Annotated in this window: 17 protein-coding genes; 5 read left to right on the forward strand and 12 right to left on the reverse strand. The window is 53.4% G+C overall.

Annotation, left to right across the window (positions count from 1 at the left end; translation table 11 throughout):
* Nucleotides 1-193 precede the first annotated feature (193 nt).
* From cdd to sanA, 3 genes are all read left to right on the forward strand, one after another.
* Nucleotides 194-1,087 (forward strand): cytidine deaminase, encoded by an 894-nt coding sequence (cdd, locus tag SC206_RS11585; protein ID WP_332737317.1) that lies wholly within the window; start codon nt 194-196, stop codon nt 1,085-1,087.
* A gap of 210 nt (nt 1,088-1,297) precedes the next feature.
* Nucleotides 1,298-2,995, forward strand: a complete 1,698-nt coding sequence (locus SC206_RS11590; protein WP_332737319.1) for an NAD-dependent malic enzyme — start codon at nt 1,298-1,300, stop codon at nt 2,993-2,995.
* Nucleotides 2,996-3,269: 274 nt separating this feature from the next.
* Nucleotides 3,270-4,088 carry an outer membrane permeability protein SanA gene (sanA, locus tag SC206_RS11595; protein WP_332737321.1) on the forward strand — a complete coding sequence of 273 codons (819 nt, stop codon included), beginning with the start codon at nt 3,270-3,272 and terminating at the stop codon, nt 4,086-4,088.
* A 114-nt stretch (nt 4,089-4,202) separates the two neighbouring features.
* Here sanA and mglC read toward each other — a convergent pair whose 3' ends face one another.
* The 7 genes from mglC to SC206_RS11630 all read right to left on the reverse strand — a co-directional run bounded on the left by mglC (nt 4,203) and on the right by SC206_RS11630 (nt 12,767).
* Entirely contained in the window at nt 4,203-5,213 is a 1,011-nt protein-coding gene (gene mglC, locus SC206_RS11600) for a galactose/methyl galactoside ABC transporter permease MglC (RefSeq protein ID WP_332737323.1), read from the reverse strand.
* Nucleotides 5,214-5,231: 18 nt separating this feature from the next.
* Complete coding sequence (gene mglA / locus SC206_RS11605) at nt 5,232-6,752, reverse strand: galactose/methyl galactoside ABC transporter ATP-binding protein MglA (RefSeq protein ID WP_332737325.1); 1,521 nt, start codon at nt 6,750-6,752, stop codon at nt 5,232-5,234.
* A 330-nt stretch (nt 6,753-7,082) separates the two neighbouring features.
* Nucleotides 7,083-8,081: a galactose/glucose ABC transporter substrate-binding protein MglB gene (mglB, locus tag SC206_RS11610; protein ID WP_332737327.1), complete on the reverse strand. Its 999-nt coding sequence runs from the start codon at nt 8,079-8,081 to the stop codon at nt 7,083-7,085.
* 200 nt (nt 8,082-8,281) lie between these two features.
* Nucleotides 8,282-9,304 carry an HTH-type transcriptional regulator GalS gene (gene galS / locus SC206_RS11615; RefSeq protein WP_332737328.1) on the reverse strand — a complete coding sequence of 341 codons (1,023 nt, stop codon included), beginning with the start codon at nt 9,302-9,304 and terminating at the stop codon, nt 8,282-8,284.
* A gap of 287 nt (nt 9,305-9,591) precedes the next feature.
* Nucleotides 9,592-10,749 carry a DUF418 domain-containing protein YeiB gene (yeiB, locus tag SC206_RS11620; protein WP_332737330.1) on the reverse strand — a complete coding sequence of 386 codons (1,158 nt, stop codon included), beginning with the start codon at nt 10,747-10,749 and terminating at the stop codon, nt 9,592-9,594.
* A 91-nt stretch (nt 10,750-10,840) separates the two neighbouring features.
* Nucleotides 10,841-11,512: a GTP cyclohydrolase I FolE gene (gene folE / locus SC206_RS11625; protein ID WP_332737332.1), complete on the reverse strand. Its 672-nt coding sequence runs from the start codon at nt 11,510-11,512 to the stop codon at nt 10,841-10,843.
* A 127-nt stretch (nt 11,513-11,639) separates the two neighbouring features.
* The gene (locus SC206_RS11630) at nt 11,640-12,767 is read right to left on the reverse strand and encodes a YbfB/YjiJ family MFS transporter (protein WP_332737334.1); all 1,128 of its coding nucleotides are present in this window, start codon (nt 12,765-12,767) and stop codon (nt 11,640-11,642) included.
* Nucleotides 12,768-12,937: 170 nt separating this feature from the next.
* On the opposite strand from SC206_RS11630, the gene ptrR reads away from it, so the two are divergent.
* The gene (ptrR, locus tag SC206_RS11635) at nt 12,938-13,831 is read left to right on the forward strand and encodes a putrescine utilization regulator PtrR (RefSeq protein ID WP_332737336.1); all 894 of its coding nucleotides are present in this window, start codon (nt 12,938-12,940) and stop codon (nt 13,829-13,831) included.
* A gap of 62 nt (nt 13,832-13,893) precedes the next feature.
* On the forward strand, nt 13,894-14,754 hold the full coding sequence (fghA, locus tag SC206_RS11640; RefSeq protein WP_332737338.1) for an S-formylglutathione hydrolase: 861 nt from the start codon (nt 13,894-13,896) through the stop codon (nt 14,752-14,754).
* A gap of 941 nt (nt 14,755-15,695) precedes the next feature.
* On the opposite strand, the gene gsiD is transcribed toward fghA, so the two are convergent.
* From gsiD to SC206_RS11665, 5 genes are all read right to left on the reverse strand, one after another.
* Nucleotides 15,696-16,616 carry a glutathione ABC transporter permease GsiD gene (gene gsiD, locus SC206_RS11645; RefSeq protein WP_332737340.1) on the reverse strand — a complete coding sequence of 307 codons (921 nt, stop codon included), beginning with the start codon at nt 16,614-16,616 and terminating at the stop codon, nt 15,696-15,698.
* Between the two features lie 8 nt (nt 16,617-16,624).
* A complete protein-coding gene (gsiC, locus tag SC206_RS11650; protein ID WP_332737341.1) occupies nt 16,625-17,545 on the reverse strand; it encodes a glutathione ABC transporter permease GsiC in 921 nt (306 codons plus the stop codon).
* A 78-nt stretch (nt 17,546-17,623) separates the two neighbouring features.
* Entirely contained in the window at nt 17,624-19,162 is a 1,539-nt protein-coding gene (gene gsiB, locus SC206_RS11655; RefSeq protein ID WP_332737343.1) for a glutathione ABC transporter substrate-binding protein GsiB, read from the reverse strand.
* A 112-nt stretch (nt 19,163-19,274) separates the two neighbouring features.
* The gene (locus SC206_RS11660; protein WP_332737345.1) at nt 19,275-21,197 is read right to left on the reverse strand and encodes a dipeptide ABC transporter ATP-binding protein; all 1,923 of its coding nucleotides are present in this window, start codon (nt 21,195-21,197) and stop codon (nt 19,275-19,277) included.
* A gap of 40 nt (nt 21,198-21,237) precedes the next feature.
* Entirely contained in the window at nt 21,238-22,251 is a 1,014-nt protein-coding gene (locus SC206_RS11665; protein WP_332737347.1) for an isoaspartyl peptidase/L-asparaginase family protein, read from the reverse strand.
* Nucleotides 22,252-22,271 lie beyond the last annotated feature (20 nt).

Raw genomic sequence — 22,271 nt, forward strand, 5'->3', positions numbered from 1 at the left:
TAGGCTCGATAAATACAACTCAACTAGGCGGAACACGGCCTCCAATGAGGCTCAGCGGTCGCCTGACTCTGCGAGACATCTCGCAAACCCAACATTTATTGCAGTGGTTACATAAATAAAGTGATAAAAGTCACACTAAACAGCCACAAAGCGCCTTAGAATAGCCTGCCAAAACGTATTCAAGGATGTCTCCATGCACACTCGTTTTATCGCTGCTTTCGCTGGCCTGCCCGCTTCCCTGCAATCTGCCCTTGAGCCGATACTCCGCCATGACGACTTCCCCGCGATGTTGACTGCCGAACAGGTAAGCCAGATTAAATCGCAGACCAACCTCGACGACGCGGCGCTGGCTTTCGCCCTGCTGCCTCTCGCAGCGGCCTGTTCCGTTGCGCCAATTTCAAAGTTTTACGTTGGTGCCGTGGCGCGCGGTGTGAGTGGCAATCTCTATTTTGGTGCCAACATGGAGTTTCGCGGCGCGTCGATGCAGCAAACGGTGCACGCCGAGCAATCTGCGGTGACCCATGCCTGGCTGCGCGGCGAAGCGCGTCTTGATTCGATTACCGTTAATTACACGCCGTGCGGTCACTGCCGCCAGTTTATGAACGAGCTGAATAGCGGCACCGAATTAGCTATACATTTGCCCGACCGTGCCGTCGCCAGCCTCGGCGATTATCTTCCCTACTCTTTTGGCCCGCGCGATTTAGCCATCGAAACGCTGCTGATGGACAAGGTCGATCACGGCTATCAGTTTGATCATTCGAACAATGCCGATGATCTCACGCAGCAGGCATTGATCGCCTGCAATCAAAGTCACGCGCCTTACAGCCAGTCGCACAGCGGCATCGCGCTGGAAAGCCAAAACGGCAAGATTTATACCGGTCGTTATGCTGAAAACGCGGCGTTTAATCCCAGCCTGCCGCCACTTCAGGCCGCGCTGGTGCTGCTGAATCTGTCGGGCGAAGATTGCCTGAAAATCCGCCGTGCAGTGCTGATCGAACGTCCCGATCCTTTGGTTAGCCAGCTCGACGCCACCCGCGCTACGCTTTCTGCGCTGGGTTGTCAGCAGTTGCAACACGTCCAGCTTTAATCTTCTAGAGGCCATCGCCGATGGCCTCTACTGTTTCCCTTATCAACAAAATCTCAACCAATGGCACCCTTTTCAGGGAAAAAATTGAGTTGCGCCTTTCACCTCTGTTACATTCTTTGGGTCACACAAGTCACTAAAAAATCGATGTGATCATCTACACTTATTCACTTTGCCTTTCCTGCCCTTTCCGAGACCTGAAGAGTAAAATCAATGGAACTAGAATACGAAAGTAAACGTCCGCTCTACATTCCGCACGCAGGCCCGATCCTGCTTGAATTCCCTTTATTGAACAAAGGCAGCGCCTTTAGCCAGGAAGAGCGCGCCAACTTTAATCTCCATGGATTATTGCCTGAAACCGTTGAAACCATTGAAGAACAGGCCGCGCGCGCCTATCGTCAATTTCAGGATTTCAAGACCGATATTGATAAGCACATTTACCTGCGCAATATCCAGGACACCAACGAAACGCTGTTTTACAGGCTGATCGACGAGCATCTGAGTGAAATGATGCCGGTGATTTATACCCCGACTGTTGGCGAAGCCTGCGAACACTTCTCCGAAATTTATCGTCGCGCACGCGGGCTGTTTATCGCCTATCCGAATCGTGAACACATCGACGACATGCTGCAAAACGCCACCAAACAGCACGTTAAAGTGATTGTCGTGACCGACGGCGAACGCATTCTCGGCCTTGGCGATCAGGGTATCGGCGGAATGGGCATTCCCATCGGCAAGCTTTCGCTTTATACCGCCTGTGGCGGCATCAGTCCGGCCTACACGCTGCCCGTGGTGCTTGACGCCGGTACCAATAATCCGCAGCTGCTCAATGACCCGCTTTACATGGGCTGGCGTCATCCGCGCATCACCGGCGAAGAGTATTACGCCTTTGTCGATCAGTTTATCGAGGCGGTAAAAGTCCGCTTCCCGAACGTGCTGCTGCAATTCGAAGACTTCGCGCAGAAAAACGCCATGCCGCTGCTTAACCGTTATCGCGAAGAGCTGTGCTGCTTTAATGACGATATTCAAGGCACCGCGTCGGTCACTGTCGGCAGCCTGATTGCCGCGAGCCACGCCGCCGGTAGCCGTTTGCGCGACCAAACCGTGACCTTCCTTGGCGCGGGTTCGGCGGGTTGCGGCATCGCCGAACAAATTATTGCCCAGATGAAATCGGAAGGATTAAGTGAAGAAGAAGCGCGCGCGCGAATCTTCATGGTTGACCGATTCGGCCTGCTCACCGACAAGCTAACCAACCTGCTCGACTTCCAGAGCAAGCTGGTGCAGCACAGCGACAATCTACAAGGCTGGGACGTAGACAAAGACAACATTTCGCTGCTGGAAGTGGTGCGTCATGCCAAACCCACGGTGCTTATCGGCGTATCGGGTCAACCGGGGCTGTTTACCGAAGAGATTATCCGCGAGATGTACAAGCACTGTCCGCGCCCGATCGTGATGCCATTGTCTAACCCGACTTCACGCGTTGAAGCCCATCCGGCAGACATTATCAGCTGGACCGACGGCGCGGCGCTGGTTGCCACCGGCAGTCCTTTCGCGCCTGTCAGCTATAAAGACAAGGTGTACCCGATTGCCCAGTGCAACAACTCCTACATCTTCCCGGGAATTGGCTTGGCCGTCATCGCTTCTGGCGCCAAACAGGTAACCGACGGCATGCTGATGGCCGCCAGCCGCGCGCTCGCCGACTGTTCACCGCTCGCCACCGACGGCACTGGCTCATTGCTGCCAGACGTCAATGACATTCAGGGCGTCTCGAAATGCATCGCCATGGAAGTGGGCAAAGCCGCACAAATAGAAGGCGTGGCGCAGGTCACCACGGAAGACGCGCTCTCGAAAGCCATCGAGCACAATTTCTGGGTCCCGCAATACCGCAGCTATAAACGCACCTCTTTCTAATCCCCACCTCGGCACTGTAGTTAACCCTACAGTGCCAACTTTTTATTAAGAAACTCAAATATACGAATTTAATTTTTTGGCAAATTCCAATGGGTAATGGATTTGGGTGATTCGGGTGAGTAAGTGAAGCCAACGCCGCTACAGTGCCAAATACGCAGGATTTAGCTGAAAAATAGAGCAAGTGAGGCTTGTTGGTGTCCAATTTATTGCGTCTGTGGGGCAGGTAAAGTAGCCTTGACCTTCTGCACATCCACTGTAACTTAAAGGCAATTTCATGATTAAGCGGCTACTCGTAGGCTTCATCGGCATGGTCGTTTTGATGCTGATTGTCGCTATTGGGCTTGACCGCTGGATTAGCTGGAAGACGAAAGATTACATCTACGATGAAGTGCAGGAATTGCCTCATCGGCAGGTTGGCGTGGTGCTTGGCACGGCCAAATATTATCGCACCGGCGTGATCAATCAGTATTATCTTTACCGAATTCAGGGCGCGATCAACGCCTATAACAGCGGCAAGGTGAAGTATTTGCTGCTGAGCGGCGACAATGCGCTGCAAAGTTATAATGAGCCGATGACCATGCGCCGCGACCTGATGGCGGCCGGTATTCCCTCCTCCGATATCGTGCTCGACTACGCCGGTTTCCGTACGCTCGACTCTATCGTACGTACCCGAAAAGTGTTCGATACCAACGATTTTCTGGTGATCACCCAACGATTCCACTGTGAGCGCGCGCTGTTTATTGCGCTGCACATGGGAATTCAGGCGCAGTGTTTTGCCGTTCCCTCGCCGAAAAATATGCTTAACGTGCGCAGCCGCGAGATTTTCGCTCGTCTCGGCGCGCTCAACGATCTTTATATTCTTAAACGCCAGCCGCGCTTTCTTGGCCCGCTGATTCCGATTCCCGCCGTGCATCATGTTCCTGAAGATGCGCAGGGTTATCCGGCGGTTACGCCTGAACAGGTGCTCGCATTACAACAGCTTTTGGCGAACGAGAAGAAAACCGCCCAGAAAAAGCTGCTGGCCGCCGCGCCTGAGAAAGAGCCAAAGCCTGAGATGTCGCAAGAGGTCGTTCCGCCGTTCCGCGCTAAATAGTTGGCTGTAAAGCAAGCTATAAAGTGGACAGCAACGTGGCAAAAAATGGGCAAAAAAAAGCAGAGTACAGTCCTGTACTCTGCGTTAAACGAGGAACAACGGTTAAGTTTTAACTTACTTCTTCTTGGCGTACTTCAGTGAATCCAGTGCAACGGCGAAGATGATGATGCCGCCTTTGATAATATACTGCCAGTAAGGGTTCACGCCGATGTAGGTCAGGCCATAGTTGATGACCGTAAAGATCAGCACGCCCGTTACCACGCCCGCCACCGACCCCACGCCGCCCGCAAACGAAACTCCGCCTACGACGCAGGCTGCGATAGCATCCAGCTCGTACATAAAGCCCAGGTTGTTGGTCGCGCTGCCGATGCGTCCGGCTTCGAGCATCCCGCCGAAGGCATAAAACACGCCTGATAGGGCATAAATCATGATCAGATTAAGTGGAACGTTTACACCCGACACTTTCGCCGCTTCCGGGTTACCGCCGATGGCAAAAATGTTCTTGCCGAAGCGGGTTTTATTCCACAATACCCAAACGAAAGCGATGGCTATAATCGCGTAGAAGGTAATGTAGGATAGCTTTAATCCGCCGACATTGATAAAACCTTGGGCAAAATGCGAAAAGTGCGAATCGAAGCCGGCAATCGGCGAGGCGCCCACAAAGTCGTAATACAGCGAGTTGATGCCGTAAACGATAATCATGGTGCCCAACGTCGTTATAAACGGCGTAACGTTCAGATAAGCAATGATAATGCCGTTAATCAGGCCGATAAGCGCGCCGACCAGACAAACCGCCAAAATTACCAGCGGAATGGGCACCACGTCGATATTCGGGAAGACCTTATTGACGTTATCCATGCCTTGCAACATGGTGGCCGCAATAACCGCCGCCAAGCCAACCTGACGACCTGCCGACAGATCAGTACCTTGGGTAACAATCAAGCCCGCCACGCCCAACGCGATAATTACGCGCACGGAAGACTGGGTTAAAATATTGCCCAGGTTAATTAAACTGAGGAACGTTGGATCCTGGAAAATAATAATCGCCAGCAACACAAACAGCACCACATAAATCCCGCCCTCTTTGAAATAGGTGAGCAGGCTTTTCTTATTTAATGCTTTCATAATAAGAACCCTTAAAAATTAGAGGTGCAAAGAGGCAAGGCGTAATATTTCATTCTGCGAGGTATTTTTTGTTTCAACGATACCCGCCACCTGTCCATTACTCATAACTAAAATTCTATCGGTTATTCCCAACAGCTCAGGCATTTCGGAAGAGATAATAATGATGCCCTTTTCCTTCTTCGCCAGCTCTGTCATTAACTGATAGATTTCAAACTTCGCGCCAACGTCGATACCGCGCGTCGGTTCATCCAGCATTAATATTTCAGGCTGCGTCAGCAACCATCTGCCGATAATGACCTTTTGCTGGTTACCGCCGGAAAGCGAGCCAATACTGGTATGGTGTCCGGGCGTTTTAACGCGCATTGAATCGATAACCCACTGGGTATCACTTTTCATGCGGTTATTATCGAGCAGACCCATTTTATTTTTATAGCTGCGTATATTGGAGATAAGCGAGTTAAAGCCGATATCCAGATAAGCATAAATCCCCGTCGCACGACGCTCTTCCGTCACCAGTGCAAAGCCGTGATTAATCGCTTCGTTGGCGCTGTGGTTATTTATTTTCTTGCCGTGAAGCTTAATGGTGCCCTGCAATTTCTCGCGGATACCAAATAACGTTTCGACAATGTCAGTACGTTTCGCGCCCACCAGCCCGGCAATACCCAGAATTTCGCCTTTGTGTAAATCAAAGGAGATATCGCGAATCGACGGCTGGCGTAGAGAGGTCAGATTACGCACCTCCAAAATAACTTCACCCGGCGTGTTCAGGCGATCGGGGAAGCGCTGGCTCAGCGAACGGCCAACCATCATCGAGATGATTTTGTCCATGTCCAGACCTTCAAGAGGCTGGGTAACAATCCACTGACCGTCGCGCAAAATGGTAATTTCGTCACACAGCTGGAATATCTCTTCCATCTTGTGCGAAATATAGACGATGCCACAGCCGCGCTCTTTTAATTTACGGATAATCGTAAACAGGTGATTAACCTCTTTCTCGGTAAGAGACGAGGTCGGTTCATCCATAATCACGATTTTCGCGTTATAAGAGAACGCCTTGGCAATTTCAATCATCTGCATTTGCGAGACGGAAAGTTTGCCGCATTTTTCACGCGGGTCGATATCTATATCAAGCTCATCAAATATCGCTTTGGTGTCTTGATACATTTTGTCCTGATCGACAAAAAAGCCTTTAGTTGGATAACGACCTAACCACATGTTATCCATGACGGTGCGCTGTAACACCAGATTCAATTCCTGGTGAACCATCGACACGCCCTGCTCCAAGGCCTCTTTCGAGCTCTTGAAGTTTACCTCTTTACCCTGAAAAAGAATGGTCCCTGAGTCTTTACTGTAAATACCAAACAGGCATTTTAATAATGTCGATTTACCGGCGCCGTTTTCACCCATTAATGCATGGATGGAATGCGGTCGCACTTTTAAATTCACATTGTCTAACGCCTTTACGCCCGGAAATGATTTATTAATACCGCTCATTTCCAGCAGCCACTCGCGGGGCTGTTCCGTACCAAGATCGGCCATAGCGCTACCTAATTAAATGAAACCTGGCTAATGATTAAAATCACCGGCCAGAAACATCCTGACCGGCTGACCTAAGCGACATAACGCAAGATCTTAATGACTTACCGTCTTTTTTAATTTGTTTAATGAAAAAAAGCCTCATCTCACTGCATTATAAAAAACAGTCTTAAAGACGTAAGGTTTTGCTTAAAACATGCCACTGCTTTAGCTTAGTAGCCGTCCGACTTTTCTTTGCTTACTTTGCTTATTTTGCTTACTTTGTTTTTTGCTAATAGTCTTAATTGCTCGTTTTGCTCATTTCCCTACTGATGTTGCAAGTACGATGAGTTTTTATTTTACGTAGTCGCTAAGATTATCTTTATCAACCGGTTTGTAAGCGACGCGAACCACTTTATCGACCACTTTCCACTGCGTGCCGTCTGCTGCAGGTTTGCCTTCGGCCAGATTTTTAGCCAGATCGAAGGTCGCTTTTGCCTGGTTTTCCGCATCGTTCAATACAGTACCGGCCATAGCGCCTGATTTAACCAACGCCAGCGCTTCTGCCAGGGCATCGATACCGAATACCGGAATATTGGATTTGTTGTGAGCTTTCAGTGCTTCGATTGCGCCCATTGCCATCGCGTCATTGTTGGCGATAACTACTTCAATCTTGTTGGCGTTCGGGCCAGAGAACCAGGCGTCGGTTTTATCTTTCGCCTGCGCGGTGTCCCACATTGCGGTATCAAGTTGCAGCTGCTGGGTTTTAATACCCTCTTTCTCATTTAACGTCTTGATAACGTAGGTGGTACGCGCTTCGGCATCCGGATGACCCGGCTCGCCCTTAAGCAATACATACTGGATCACGCCGTCTTTATTCAGATCCCAAGATGGGTTGGCTTTCCAGTGCTTGCCAATCAGCTCGCCCTGAATCACGCCAGACTCTTTGGAGTCAGTGCCGACGTAATAAACTTTGTCATAGCTGTCGAGCGCCTTGCGTGACGGCTCTTTGTTGAAGAACACCACTGGAATATCGGCACCGCGCGCTTTCTCGATAATCACCGGCGCAGCCGCTGGGTCAACCAGGTTAATCGCCAGCGCTTTAACGCCTTTTGCAATCAGCACGTCAACCTGATCGTTCTGTTTGGACTGGTCGTTCTGCGAGTCATTCATCAGCAGCTGAATATTTGGCGCAGCCTTGGCGTCTTTTTCGAGATCTTTGCGCAGGCCAGACATGAAGTTGTCATCATATTTATAAATGGTGACGCCAATACGGGTATCGGCAGCATGTGCGGCAGTGCCAAACATCATGCAGGCAGCCAGCGTCGCCAGGGTGAAAACCTTCTTATTCATTTTTATATCTCCGGTTTTATGTAGGGGTACTGAATTGGCCTTCGCCTCTCTTGGCAGACGATTAACTGTCACTGCTGCCGTGAATCAGACGGGATGACACATTAAGAATCATCCTGAAAACGCCTGAATCATAATCGCTGCGATGTTAATAAACTGTGAAAGTTCTCACAGATTGAAAACGGTTACATGATAATAAATATTCATTGAGTGACGGGTGCCACACTTTGCCATGGCGCAACGGAATGGCGTTGAACGAGTGTTGGCATAAAGCAGTGTGAAACGCCCGCCGTTAGCTGATTTGCCGCGCCCTGCAATGCCAATTCAGTCGCCAGCGTCGCCATGGAAATAATCGGATAGCGCACGGTAGTAAGTTTAGGGCTGGTATAACGCGCGATTGGAATGTCATCAAAACCAATCAGCGAGAAGTCATTCGGCACACTAATTCCGTTCTCTTTCAACACGGCAAGCGCACCGGCCGCCATAGAATCGTTGTAGGCAAAAATTGCGCTGAGGTGCAGATTACGGCCTAAAAGCTCGACCATCGCCGCCTCGCCGCCCTGCAAATCGGGCGAACCCGTGGCGTGCCAGCTGTCTGGTGGCGCATGACGTGCCTGCCGCATGGCGGTGGTGTAACCTTCTAGCCGCTGCTGCTGATCGGCAATTGAATGACTGGAACCGATATAACCGATGCGTTGATGTCCCTGCGATAACAACAGCTTGGTTGCCATTTCGGCCCCAACGACGTTATTGAGCGACACGCAGCGATGCTCGTAACCGGTTACCATGCGGTTTACCAGCACCATGCCGGGCACCTGATCCATAAACAGCGCCAGCTCGGCGTCGCTTAACGATTTTGCATGGACTATCAAGGCGTTACAGCGCTGACGGATTAACACTTCAATGGCATGACGCTCTTTTTCAGCCTGATGATAACTGTTGCCGATCAGTACATATTTGTTGTGCTGCTGAGCGACGGTATCAACGGCTTTGACTAGCGCCCCAAAGAAAGGGTCGGAAACGTCCATCACCACCACGCCAATGGTGTCGCTGCTTTGCGTCGCGAGCGCCTGCGCGTTGGCATTCGGTCGATAACCCAGCGTTTTAACCGCTTTCAACACCTGTTCGCGGGCCTGCTCGCTGGCGATCGCCGGATTATTAAGGACGCGAGAAACCGTGGCAACGGAGACGCCCGCCAGTCTGGCTACATCACGAATGGTGACCATAAGCCGCTCCATGGGTCATAAATAGCGGTCGACAAGAGCAGGAAGAGGAGGTATCCCGGGGCGAGAAGAACAAGTCTGGCAAAAGGTGAAGTACAGTGATCATGGGTATTTCCTGTTTTTAGTTAAGCGATCGGCTTACTCTGCACGACCGCTATCCTAAACGCTTTAACGAAGATTCAGCGTGAATCACGTCACAGCACAGAAAACGTTTACATACAATTTTGCAACTTTCCCTGAAAGCTCACAAAATTGCCTGCTCAATCTATGTTAGCTGCGTTAGCTCATCGCTAACGCTCGCCCAAACTCTCGACGCCCGCGGCTTTTGCCGTCAGCTTGCGCCATAGCCATTCCATCGGCCCCTGCCTGAAAAAGCGCAGCCACAGCAGCGTCACTAGCAGATTGATTGCCCAAACCGCAGGCACCAGCGCCACCAGCTGCAGGCGACTGAAATGCTGATAAAAGCCCAGCCAGTTGAAGAAAAAGGTGCAGATCAGCGTTTGTAGCAGGTAATTGGTTAGCGCCATGCGACCGATCTGCGATATTGCCCACACCCAGCGTTGTGATACCAGCTTTGGCCACAGGCCGTAACAGAGTGCGAGATAGCCGACCGCCTGCATCAGCGCGCCAATCTCGCGAGGCACCTGCAAAAAGAAGCCGCTCCAGCGATAGTTCCAGCCGGTATGCCACGCCATGACGGCCGCCGGAATTTGAATCAGTAATGAAAGCGGTAACAGTGTTGCCGCGATGCCAAGATAATGCCGGGTAGCAAACTCGCCTCGCAGCCAGCCGCTGCGCATCAGACTCGCGCCTAACAGCATTGCGCCACCCAGCTCCCAGCCATACTGCACCGCAATGGAAATCAGGCTCGAAGAGAGTAAATCCAGCCGATTATCAATCGCTTCCAGCCCGCCTTTCAGATGCCAAAAGCGCTCGTACTGAATTTCGGCGTAGCCCGGCGTCCAATAACTGCCCGGCTGCGGTGATGAAATCAGTCCAAGCATCAACAAGATACCGACGCCAATGAGGTAGAGCACAATCCCCGTGCGTAACAGCGATGCCGTATTTTTCGTCTCGCGCACCAGTCGCCAGAACACCAGCCCAATCAGGCCGTAAGCCAGCAAAATATCGCCATCCCAGAAAAAAACGGCGTGGATCAGCCCGCAGAGCAGCAGCAAAGATAAACGCGATTGAATCCACGCCTTGCCGCGCGGCAGCAGCAGTTGTAGCCCTGCGCCGAACAGGATGGCAAACATCATCAGGAATTTGCCCTGCGCCAGCACGTCAAGCACGGCCCAGGTCCACGCATCGGAAGTTGAAGGTTGTCCGGCGTAAGCAGGATTAAGATAGGCGGCTTTCGGCAGGCCAAAGGCGCTGATATTGAGCAGAAGAATGCCAAAAATGGCGATACCACGGGCAAAATCCAGCGTGGCAATACGTGGGCGCATCGATGACGTCCTGTGATTGAAAGACAGATAGACTAACGGCACCCATAAGGTGCCGCAAGTGCTGAAGCGTGGATTAGTGTGGTGCTATCTGTCAGTCGTGACGCACGGTGCGGATAGTGCGCAGGAATTCCTGACGAGTATTCTGGCTGGTTTTGAACAGGCCGCCCAGCGACGTGGTGGTCGTTGCGCTGGTCGCGTCACGAATGCCGCGCGCTTTAACACAGTAATGCACGGCGTCGATGGAAACCGCGACATCTTTGGTGCCCAAGAGCGTTTGTAGGGCAATCAGGATTTGCTGGGTCAGACGTTCCTGCACCTGCGGGCGCTGCGAGAAGAACTGCACGATACGGTTGATTTTAGACAAACCGATCACGGCGTCTTTCGGAATATAGGCCACGGTCGCCTTGCCGTCGATGGTCACAAAGTGGTGTTCACAGGTGCTCACCAGCGTGATGTCACGCACGGAAATCATCTCGTCAACCTTCATCTTGTTGGTGATGACGGTGATTTTCGGGAAGTTGGCGTAATCCAGACCCGAGAAGATCTCGTCGACATACATTTTGGCGATACGCGTTGGCGTCTCGGCCAGACTGTCGTCGGTCAGGTCAAGATTGAGCAGCTGCATGATACCGGTCATGTGCTCTTTAATACGCTGCTTGCGTGTCTCGGCGTCCAGCGAAGGCTCTTCACGCAGCGGGGTTTCAAGACCACGGGCCATCAGGGCCTCATGAACCAGTACAGCTTCTTTACTCAACGTTGCCATTTCTTCTCTTCTCCAGCCATTAAAACCACCCTGATGCCAGACACACCAAAATGAGGTGGCTTACTGTAGTGGAGTCTGGGTCCAGAATCCAGTGATTGTCTTTCATGATGGGTGAAATAGCTGCAAGTTATCGACCGCGACGAATCACCAGCGCACTCGCGATAAAAAATCCGACCATCGCCACATACAGCGCGGGCTCGAGACGATGCGTCAACGCCGTCGACAGCGCCGACAATAGCGGCCCCATCAACTGACCCACCGCATAACCCGTGGTCAGCAAGCCCGCCATGTATCGACTGTGATTCGGCGCAAGTTCACGACTGTATTGCAGCGCCAGCTGAACCACGCAAAGGAAGCCGCCGCCGGTCAATATTGCGCCAAATATCAGGCCGTTAACGCCCGGCACGACTTCGGAACAGAGCACGCCAAAACCCTGTAGCGCGAGGACTATCGCCAGGCGTTGATGAGTGGTCAGACAGTTGCGCGTTAAAATTCCGATAACGATACCAATAACCGACGCGCCGCCAAATACCGGCCAGACGAACTGGGCAAACAGGCTATCGGGGAAACGCGCGTTCGCCATCTGCGAGAAAAAGGTCGCGGGCAGAATATAACCGAAGCCGGCGAGGCTGTAAGAGAGCAGCAGGCGTTTCAACGCGGGCGTCATGACCAGCGGCTCGCTTACGCTGTTTGCGCGATGCACCTCACCGGCTCGCGGCAGGTTGCGAGTGATCAGCAGCACCAGAATGAGGGCGAGAACGCCATAAACCGCCCACGCCTGCGCCGCGCTCAACGCCAGACTGTGAATTGCCGCCGCCAGAATTCCGCTGAGAAAAATACCCGCGCCCGGCCCTGCAAACACCGCCGCGCTCAGTGCGGGGCGGCCAAAATGCGCCAACCGTTCGTTGCACCACGCCGCAATCAACACCATTGCCCAGCCGCTGGTCCAGCCGATCGCAAAGCGGATCACCGAATGCCAGACTTCGCCCGTGACGGCCGCTGAAAGCAGGGTCAGCACCACCGCGCCCCACACGCCAATCCACACGCGGCGCTCGACGTGTCGCGTGGCTTTCATCGCATCATAGGCACCAAACAGGTAGCCCAGATAGTTGAATGCCGCGACCAGCCCCGCGCCCGTCAGGGTAAACTGGTGCTCGGCTATCATTAAAGGCACCTGCGGCGTAAACGCAAAACGCCCGATACCCATCGCGACCACGAAGGCCAAAAAACCCGTTAACGCCACGCGAAATGCCATACCTGTTCCCTTTAAATAGCGGTCTAAAACGTCTACCCGCGACCCTTAGTTGTTGTAGAGTAAAACTGTTGTCGTTGAATAAAAGAAAAGTCTTGCATCATCATGGTCCAAAGTTAGAATCACGAATAGTGAATAATTAAAATCAACTTCGTGACGATAAGAGAACAACTATGGATCTTACCCAGCTGCGCATGTTTTGTTCGGTGGCGGAAACCGGTTCTGTTGCCCGCGCGGCCGAGCTGTTGCACCGCGTGCCTTCCAATCTCACTACCCGTCTGCGCCAGCTTGAACTCGAGCTGGGCAACGATCTTTTCATCCGCGAGAAACAGCGTTTGCGGCTGTCGGCGCTGGGGCATAATTTTCTTGATTACGCACAGCGTATTCTGGCCCTAAGTGACGAGGCGCTGGCACTGACTCACGCGGGCGAACCCGCCGGACACTTTACTCTCGGCGCGATGGAAAGCACCGCCGCCACCCGTCTTCCGGCACTACTGGCGAATTATCATCAACATTATCCTCGGGTTGCGTTGTCGCTGATTACCGCTACCTCGGGTGAAACGATGGAAGGCGTGCGTTCGGGCAGACTGGCCGCCGGGCTCGCCGATGGCCCGATAGACTATGATGATTTAACCGGTTGTATCGCGTTTCACGAAACGATGGTGATTATATCGCCTCTTGGGGAAGCGCCGATGGTCGATTTGCCCGGAAGGCCGGGGCATACCGTATTTGCTTTTCGCCCGAGCTGCTCTTATCGTCAACGTTTGGAAAACTGGTTAAAACATTCTGGTTTGCAAGCCAACACCACCATGGAAATCCAGTCGTATCATTCGATGCTGGCCTGTGTGGCCAGCGGCGCGGGCATTGCCATGCTGCCGCGCAGCCTGCTTGCCCAGCTGCCGGGTGCCGAGCGGGTGCAGGTTAATGAAATTGCCCCGCAGTTTGCCGACGCGACCACCTGGTTATTCTGGCGGCGCGATGCTTTCGGCCCGAACGTGCAGGCGTTGAAGGCGTTGATTCTCGAACAGCAGGCGACGCTGACTGATGTTCAGCCTGTTTTGGCGTGATTTAGGCATAAAAAAGACCCATTCATCGAAATATTGAACAATAAAAAAGAAAGGAGCAACAGATGAGCACCTCACTTGAACTTCTGGAAGAACATCGGATGTTTGGCGGCTGGCAACAGCGTTACCGTCATTTTTCCAGCAGTTTGCAGAGCAGCGCCACCTTCAACATTTATCTGCCGCCTCCGCGCGATGACAATCCACCGCCGGTGGTTTACTGGTTGTCCGGTTTGACCTGCAATGATGAAAACTTCACGACCAAAGCGGGCGCACAGCGCGTTGCCGCCGAGCTCGGATTGGTTCTGGTGATGCCCGACACCAGCCCGCGCGGTGACGACGTCGCCAACGATCAGGGTTATGATTTGGGTCAGGGCGCCGGTTTTTATCTCAACGCGACGCAAGCGCCGTGGGCGGCTCATTATCAGATGTACGATTATCTGGTCGACGAGCTGCCGCAGCTGGTGCAGAGCCATTTCAACATCAGCGATCGCCAGTCGATTATGGGTCACTCGATGGGCGGCCACGGTGCACTGATGCTTGCGCTACGCAATCCGCAGCGTTTCAGTTCGGTTTCCGCTTTCGCACCGATTGTGAATCCTGCGCAGGTGCCGTGGGGTCAAAAGGCCTTTACCGCGTATCTGGGCGATGACCAAAGCCAGTGGTTGCAGTATGACAGCTGTCATTTGCTGAGCGTATTGCCAGCGGATCAGCCGACCTTCCCGATCCTGGTGGATCAGGGTGATAGCGATCAGTTCCTGCCGGATCAGCTTCAGCCGTCGAAACTGGCTGAAATTGCTCGTCAGCGCGGGTGGCCATTACAGTTACGGGTTCAACCTGGGTATGATCATAGCTATTTTACGATAGCGTCGTTTATTGAAGAACATCTTCGCTTTCATGAAGAGACTCTGCGTCTGCGTTCGAATTAACGGCTGAATTTTTAGATTTGGAATCTAAAGGCAATTTTCTTAGATTCTAAATCTTTTGGGTCAAAATCTTTTGGGTCAAAGTCTTTTTAGGTCAAAATCTTTAAAATCAACTGCATGCGCTTCGCTTACTGGGCGCTGGCCCAGACCAGGCAGAAGGTGCTTTAACGAGCACCCTCTGCACTCCCGCGTTTTTCTTCCACAGCTGCAACTTGAGGACTAGAAAGGGAGATCTTTCCAGAAGCCTCCGCGCGTGGCGTAGGTCGCGGTGCTTCGCACTCCCTTCATTACGCTCGCAAGCCAAAAACGTCTTGCTCGACTCCATTCCGCGCCGCCCTGAAGCCGCCAATCACAGCAATTAAAGCAAGGGCGGAAACTTTTCAGCGGTCAAGAACCGACTCCTCAACCTGTCACAGCATTTACGGCAAGGGCGGTATCTCTTAGGCGGTCAAAAGCCGATCCCTCTAACTGAATAAAATTTTTGTTTTTCGGCAACTCACACTTTGAGTCTGATAATCATGCAAATTAAAACTGATTTTTTCCTGATTTTTTTCTGATATTGCTGATTTCTCAAACAAGCCCAAGTAATCGGTCCTTGACCGCCCAAGAGTATCCGCCTTTTCTTTAATAGCTGTAATTGGCGGCCTCAGGGCGGCGCTGAGCGGAGATGAACAAGACGTTTTTGGCTTGTGAACGCAGCGAGGGGACGGCGAAGCCGCGCGACCTACGCCACGCGCGGAGGCTTCTGGAAAGATCTACGAATGTAGTCCTCAAGCTGCAACTTTGGAAAAAAAGCGCGGGATTCTCAAGGGTGTTCGCTTAGGAACATCCTTGAGGCGGTCTGCGCCGCCGCGCAGTAAGCGAAGCGCATGCTTTTGAACTTGAATTTGAATTTAAATCCTTTAATTTGAATTTAAAAAATATTTTGAATCAAAAGATAAAACCTAGTTTTTCAATTTCGGATCGAGCGCATCTCTAAGGCCATCGCCTAGAAGATTAAACGCCAACACCGTCAGGAATATTGCCACGCTCGGAAAAATAGCCACATGCGGTGCCATCGCCATGTCAGCGCGCGCTTCGTTAAGCATTGCACCCCACTCCGGCGTGGGAGGCTGTGCACCCATGCCGAGAAATGACAGGCTCGCGGCGGTGATAATCGACGTGCCGATGCGCATGGTGAAATAAACCACCACCGACGATAATGTGCCGGGCAAAATGTGACGGAAAAGTATCGTGACGTCAGACGCGCCAATGCTGCGGGCAGCCTCGATATAGGTCAGATTTTTCAGCACCAGCGTGTTGGCGCGCACCAATCGCGCAAAGGCCGGAATGCTGAAAATGGCGACGGCTATAATGACGTTCGACATTCCGCTGCCCATAATCGCGACCACCGCGATAGCCAGTAAAATGCCCGGGAAGGCAAAGAGCACGTCGCAGATTCGCATGGTGATTCTGTCCCACCAGCCCTCGTAATATCCCGCCATTAGCCCAAGCACCGTGCCTATCGCCGCACCGAGAATTACCGAAAGCACGCCCGCCGCCAATGAAATTCTTGCGCCCATCAGTATGCGGCTGAAAATATCGCGTCCGAGCGAGTCGACGCCGAGCCAGTGCATCGCGGATGGCCCTTCGTTTAGGCGATCGTAATCAAAATAGTTTTCAGGATCGAACGGCACCAGCCACGGCGCGAACACGGCGGCGGCAATCAGCAGCAGAACAAATACGCCGGCAGCCAGCGCAATATGCTGTTTGCGGAAGCGTCGCCAGAAAGCGCGCCACGGCGTCCGCACGGGCGTGCTGCTCAACGTATTCTGGGTAATCAATGGCATGGATGCCAGCGCGGCCTTGCGTCGCCAGTTTTTCATGCGCGTACTCACTTGTATCGGATTGAAGGATTGATGACCGCGTAAAGCATGTCGACCAGCAGGTTAATCAAAATAAACTCCAGCGAAAACAACAGCACTTCGGCCTGAATCACCGGGTAATCGCGCATTTCAACTGAATCAATCAATAATCGCCCCAAGCCGGGCCAGTTAAAGACCTTTTCAACGACGATCGAGCCGCCCAGCAGAAAACCGAATTGCAAACCCATCATGGTGACCACGGGGATCATCGCGTTACGCAGGCCGTGTTTCACGACCACCACAGATTCACGCACGCCTTTAGCCCGCGCGGTGCGCATGTAATCTTCCTGCATCACCTCGACAAACGAGGCGCGAGTAAAGCGCGCCATAATGGAGGCGACAGCCGCGCCCAGCGTGATGGAGGGCAAAATATAGTTGCGCCAGCCGTCGGCACCGATAGTCGGCAGCCAGCCAAGTTGCACGGAAAAGACCTGCATTAACAGCATGCCGAGCGCGAACGCCGGAAAAGAAATCCCAGACACGGCCAGCGCCATGCCAAGACGATCGGGCCAGCGATTGCGCCACACGGCAGAAACCACGCCGATCACCAGACCAAAAATCACCGACCACAGCATGCTGGTCAGCGTGAGATAAAGCGTCGGCATAAAGCGCGAGCTGATTTCTTCGCTCACCGGCCTTTTGGAGACCATCGAATGACCAAAATCGCCGTGCAGTGCCCGTTCGAAGAAGGTAATAAACTGCTGCCACAGCGGCTTGTCGAGGCCCAAATCCTGACGCACCAGCTCGACCACGCTGGCGTCGGCGTCTTGTCCGGCCATCATCCGCGCAGGATCGCCCGGCAGCAGGTGGACGAATAAAAACACCAGCACGGCGACAATCAGCAAGGTGGGAATGAGCCCAAGCAGTCGGCGGATAAAATAATTCAGCATAATAAAACGGGTGTCATCATTGAGTCTTTCATCCCTTTATTGCCCCGAGTCGCCCCGGGGCGGTGGCAAAAACGGCTGTTATTTCACATCCGCGTTGTCAAAGTTAAAGGAGGTATCGGGCATTACGTAGAAACCGCTCAGGCGCTTGTTGCTGGCTGAAAGCAGGCGCTCGGTCGCCAGGAAAGCCCACGGCGCGTCGGCCCAGATTTTGTCCTGCGCGTCTTTATAGAGCTTGGCTTTGGCGGCCTTGTCGGTGGTATTCAGCGCATCGCTCAGGTCTTTATCAACGAGAGGATTGCTGTAAAACGCCGTATTAAACTGTTTTGGTGGCGCAGACTGAGTGGCAAACAGCGGCGTTAACGCCCAATCGGCTTCGCCCGTCGAGGCTGACCAACCGGTATAGAACATCCGCAAACCCGACTCTTTCTGACCGACGTTTTCTACCTGCGCAGCGCGCTGTGCGGCGTCAAAGGCGGTGACGGTCACTTTAATGCCCACCTGTGCCAGCTGCTGTTGAGCAAACTGAATCACTTTCTGCGCGGTGCTGGAGTTATGCGATGACCAAAGCGTGGTGCTAAAGCCGTTTGGATAACCCGCCTCTTTCAGCAGTTCACGCGCTTTTGCCGGATCATAAGGCCACGGCTGATATTTGGTCGAAAACTCGATATTGGCGGGCAGCGGACCTTCAGCGGGCACGGCATAACCGGCAAAGGCGACTTTAATCAGCGCCTGCTTATTAATCGCGTAGTTAATCGCCTGACGTACTTTCAGATTGTCGAACGGCTTCTGCGTGACGTTAAAGCTAATGTAACGTTGCAGAATCGAAGGCGAGGTCACCAGATTCAGCTTGGCGTTTTTTTCCAGCAGCGCGGCCTGCTCGTAAGGCACGGGATAGGCTAAATCCGCTTCGCCGGTTTGCAGCATCGCGGCGCGGGTATTGTTGTCGACCACCGGACGCCAGGTGATAGTGTCCAGCTTCGGCTCGCCTTTTTTCCAGTAACCGTCGAATTTCTTAACCTTGACGAAATCGGTCTGGTTCCACTGTTCCAGCGTGTAAGGGCCGGTACCGACCGGATGGAAGCCAATATCTTTGCCATATTTGGTCAGCGCAGCAGGCGAAATCATCACCGCCGACGGGTGCGCGAGGTTATTGATAAAGGCCGAGAATGGCGCCTTCAGAGTAATTTTGACCGTCGTTGCGTCTACAGCTTCGGTTTTGGCAATCATCTTGAACAGATTATAACGTTTGAGATGGCTGTCGGGATTGCTGGCGCGGTCGAGGTTAACCTTCACGGCTTCGGCGTTGAAATCGGTGCCGTCCTGGAATTTCACGCCCGGATGCAGCTTGATGGTGTAGGTCAAACCCTCTTGACTGACGGTATAACTGTCTGCCAACACGTTGATAAGTTTCATGTCTTTATCAAAGCCAAACAGGCCCTGATAGAAGGATTTGGCGACCGCCTGCGACAAAGTATCGTTGGCATCATAAGGGTCCAGCGAGGTGAAATTTGACCCCACGGCAATCACCACGTCTTTCGCTGCCCAGACTGAACCGGACGCCATCGCGCTGACCATTAACGTGGCTAACACGGCCCTGCGTATTGTTTTCTGCTGCATACTGATTCCTTTTCCTTAGTAACCCGTAGAATTGTTGCTTGCCATAAATCGATTGCTATAAGTCGCTCGTCATAAATTGATTGGCATAGGTCGATCGTCATAAAAATGCTGGTCAATAGACGCTGGAAATCGCGTGCCGCGCAACGAAATGTCCCTTTGACACTTCAACCAGCGGCGCAATAACAGGATCGTCGCCAATCGGCCGAATAGGGCTCGGAATATCGTCGACCAGCAGCGTGTGCTCTTTACGGCGATGCTCCGGCGACGCTACCGGCACGGCGGCCATCAGCTTGCGGGTGTACGGATGCTGCGGATTTTCAAACACCGCCGCGCGCGGGCCAATCTCGACAATTTGCCCCAGATACATCACCGCAACTCGATGGCTGATACGTTCGACCACCGCCATGTCGTGCGAAATAAACAGAAACGCGATCCCAAATTCTTTCTGCAAATCCATGAGCAGATTGACGATCTGCGCCTGAATCGAGACGTCGAGCGCGGAAACGGATTCGTCGGCAATCACCACTTTCGGATTCAGCGCCAGCGCGCGGGCGATACAGATTCGCTGCCTTTGGCCGCCTGAAAACTCGTGCGGATAGCGATCGGCGTGTTCAGGCAGCAGCCCAACCTTCTCCAATAACCACGAAACGCGCGCTTTCGCCTCCTGCCGCGTGCCAATTTTGTGAACCAGCAGCGGTTCCATAATCGAATAACCGACGGTAAGGCGCGGGTCGAGCGAGGCGTAGGGATCCTGAAAAATAAACTGAATATCACGCCGCAAATGCTGCAATGAAGAGGAAGAAATTTGCCCCGTCTTGCTGTTATCGGAAACGTCGCCATCAAACACGGTTTTGCCATTAAAAATCACCGATCCGCCCTGACTTTCGACCAGTCGCAGCAGCGATCGCCCGGTTGTGGATTTTCCACAGCCCGACTCGCCCACCAGCGCCAAGGTTTCACCCGGATGCAGGTCAAAGCTGACCTTTTCGACGGCGTGCACGTAACGCGTCACGCGATTTAGCCAGCCGCTGCGCAGGGGAAATCGGGTCACCAGATTACGGACCTGTAAAATAGGCGCAGCGTTAGGGCGTAGCGTGGTTTGAATCAGGGAATCGGGATCAACAGCCGGTGCGTTGTCCGAGACGGCGAGCAGCGGAAAACGTGCGGGCAACTGGGTGCCTGCCATCGCGCCAAGCTGGGGCACGGCGGCAAGTAGCGCGCGGGTGTAAGGATGCTGCGGCGCATTGAAAATCTGGCTGACCTCGCCCTCTTCCACGCTTTCGCCTTTATACATCACCAACACGCGATCGGCGATTTCGGCCACCACACCCATGTCGTGGGTAATGAAAATCACCGCCATCTGCATCTCTTGTTGCAGGACGCGAATTAACTGCAAAATTTGCGCCTGAATAGTGACGTCGAGCGCGGTCGTGGGTTCGTCGGCAATCAGCAGCGCCGGTTTGCAGGAGAGCGCCATCGCAATCATCACCCGTTGGCGCATGCCGCCCGAAAGTTGATGCGGATAACTGACGAGGATATTTTTGGCTTCGGGAATGCGCACCAGTTCCAGCATGCGCAGCGCTTCGGCAGAGGCCGCCGCGTGGTCTTTGCCCTGATGCAGTCGAATGGATTCGGCAATCTGCTCGCCGACGGTAAACACCGGGTTCAGCGAGGTCATCGGCTCTTGAAAAATCATCGCCATGTCCGCGCCGCGCAGCTTGCGCATTTCGGATTGGCGGGCAGTGGTCAGATTCACCTGCTGCCCATTGCGCCGCCGAAAGTTGATGTCGCCGTGATGCAGCTCGCCGCCGCCCTGCTCCACCAACCGCATGAGCGCCAGAGACGTCACGGATTTCCCCGAACCTGACTCCCCGACGATCGCCAACGTTTCGCCGCGTTTCACCTCGAAGCTGAGATTGCGGACGGCGTCGGTGGTTTGCCCGTCATGCACAAAACGCACGCCGAGGTCGCGCACCGACAGCACCTCATCCTCTTGCAAGGCAGGGCTGACAGGTTGAGGATTTTGCGATTTCACCGTGACTCCTTACTCATTTAACGCTCCCTGAAAACACGTTTTATCGATAGATTGCGACCTCGGGCGCCTGACCGACGTAGCCAAAGCCGCGATACATGCCTTCGCTGTTAAACGGCAGGCAAACGTTGCCGAAACGGTCAATGGCAATCATGCCGCCCTGACCGTCGAGCGCGACCAGTTTTTCCATGACGACTTTGTCGGCGGCCTGTTGCAGCGTCATGCCGGCATAGTCGATGAGCGCTGCGACGTCGTAAGCCGCCACTGCGCGCATGAAAACTTCGCCGGTGCCGGTGCTGGAAACGGCAACCGTGCGATTGCTGGCGTAGCAGCCCGCGCCAATAATTGGCGTATCGCCTACTCTTCCGGCCTGTTTGTTGGTCATGCCGCCGGTTGACGTCGCCGCCGCCAGATTACCAAAAGCGTCTAACGCCACCGCGCCGACTGTACCAAATTTGCGATCGGGATCGAGTGGATCGTCCGATTTACTCGCCGTCAGCGACGCCGCGTCGTGATCCAGCATGACGCCCGCGCTGGCCTTGGCGCGCTGCAACTGGTCATAGCGCTCCTGAGTATAAAAATAGTCTGCCGCCACCATTTCCTGCTGATGCTCGCGGGCGAAAATTTCTGCACCTTCGCCAGTAAACAGGACGTGCGGACTCAATTCCATCACTTTTCGCGCAGTTAAAATCGGATTGCGAATATGGCTCACGCAGCTTACCGCGCCTGCGTCGAGCGTTTTGCCATCCATGATGCAGGCGTCCAGCTCATGGGTGCCCAAATGGGTCATCACCGATCCGGTTCCGGCGTTGAACAGCGGACACTCTTCGAGCAGGCGCACGGCTTCGGTCACGGCGTCCAGCGCGCTGCCGCCCGCCGCCAGAATCGCCTGACCGCTGCTGACAATCTGTTCCAGCGCGAGCAAATAAAGGCGCTCTTTTTCAGCGCTCATCGCCGCCCGCGTTATCGCGCCCGCGCCGCCATGAATGGCAATGACCGCGACCGGCGCGGAAAGGTTGGGCTTTTCACTGTTGGAAACGTTGCTTGAATCTGTCATGTGCGCGCTCTTCTGCCATT

Origin of the sequence: Rouxiella sp. T17, from assembly GCF_036663475.1 — a bacterium.
Lineage (GTDB): Bacteria > Pseudomonadota > Gammaproteobacteria > Enterobacterales > Enterobacteriaceae > Rouxiella.

What these genes read in the sequence shown, in the direction of transcription:
- fghA (WP_332737338.1), top strand. Translation starts at nt 13,894, where the DNA reads ATGAGCACCTCACTTGAACTTCTGGAAGAACATCGGATGTTTGGCGGC.
- mglA (WP_332737325.1), bottom strand. Translation starts at nt 6,752, where the DNA reads ATGGCCGATCTTGGTACGGAACAGCCCCGCGAGTGGCTGCTGGAAATG.
- ptrR (WP_332737336.1), top strand. Translation starts at nt 12,938, where the DNA reads ATGGATCTTACCCAGCTGCGCATGTTTTGTTCGGTGGCGGAAACCGGT.
- SC206_RS11630 (WP_332737334.1), bottom strand. Translation starts at nt 12,767, where the DNA reads ATGGCATTTCGCGTGGCGTTAACGGGTTTTTTGGCCTTCGTGGTCGCG.
- cdd (WP_332737317.1), top strand. Translation starts at nt 194, where the DNA reads ATGCACACTCGTTTTATCGCTGCTTTCGCTGGCCTGCCCGCTTCCCTG.
- SC206_RS11665 (WP_332737347.1), bottom strand. Translation starts at nt 22,251, where the DNA reads ATGACAGATTCAAGCAACGTTTCCAACAGTGAAAAGCCCAACCTTTCC.
- mglC (WP_332737323.1), bottom strand. Translation starts at nt 5,213, where the DNA reads ATGAAAGCATTAAATAAGAAAAGCCTGCTCACCTATTTCAAAGAGGGC.
- gsiC (WP_332737341.1), bottom strand. Translation starts at nt 17,545, where the DNA reads ATGCTGAATTATTTTATCCGCCGACTGCTTGGGCTCATTCCCACCTTG.
- yeiB (WP_332737330.1), bottom strand. Translation starts at nt 10,749, where the DNA reads ATGCGCCCACGTATTGCCACGCTGGATTTTGCCCGTGGTATCGCCATT.
- sanA (WP_332737321.1), top strand. Translation starts at nt 3,270, where the DNA reads ATGATTAAGCGGCTACTCGTAGGCTTCATCGGCATGGTCGTTTTGATG.
- SC206_RS11590 (WP_332737319.1), top strand. Translation starts at nt 1,298, where the DNA reads ATGGAACTAGAATACGAAAGTAAACGTCCGCTCTACATTCCGCACGCA.
- gsiB (WP_332737343.1), bottom strand. Translation starts at nt 19,162, where the DNA reads ATGCAGCAGAAAACAATACGCAGGGCCGTGTTAGCCACGTTAATGGTC.
- gsiD (WP_332737340.1), bottom strand. Translation starts at nt 16,616, where the DNA reads ATGAAAAACTGGCGACGCAAGGCCGCGCTGGCATCCATGCCATTGATT.
- galS (WP_332737328.1), bottom strand. Translation starts at nt 9,304, where the DNA reads ATGGTCACCATTCGTGATGTAGCCAGACTGGCGGGCGTCTCCGTTGCC.
- folE (WP_332737332.1), bottom strand. Translation starts at nt 11,512, where the DNA reads ATGGCAACGTTGAGTAAAGAAGCTGTACTGGTTCATGAGGCCCTGATG.
- mglB (WP_332737327.1), bottom strand. Translation starts at nt 8,081, where the DNA reads ATGAATAAGAAGGTTTTCACCCTGGCGACGCTGGCTGCCTGCATGATG.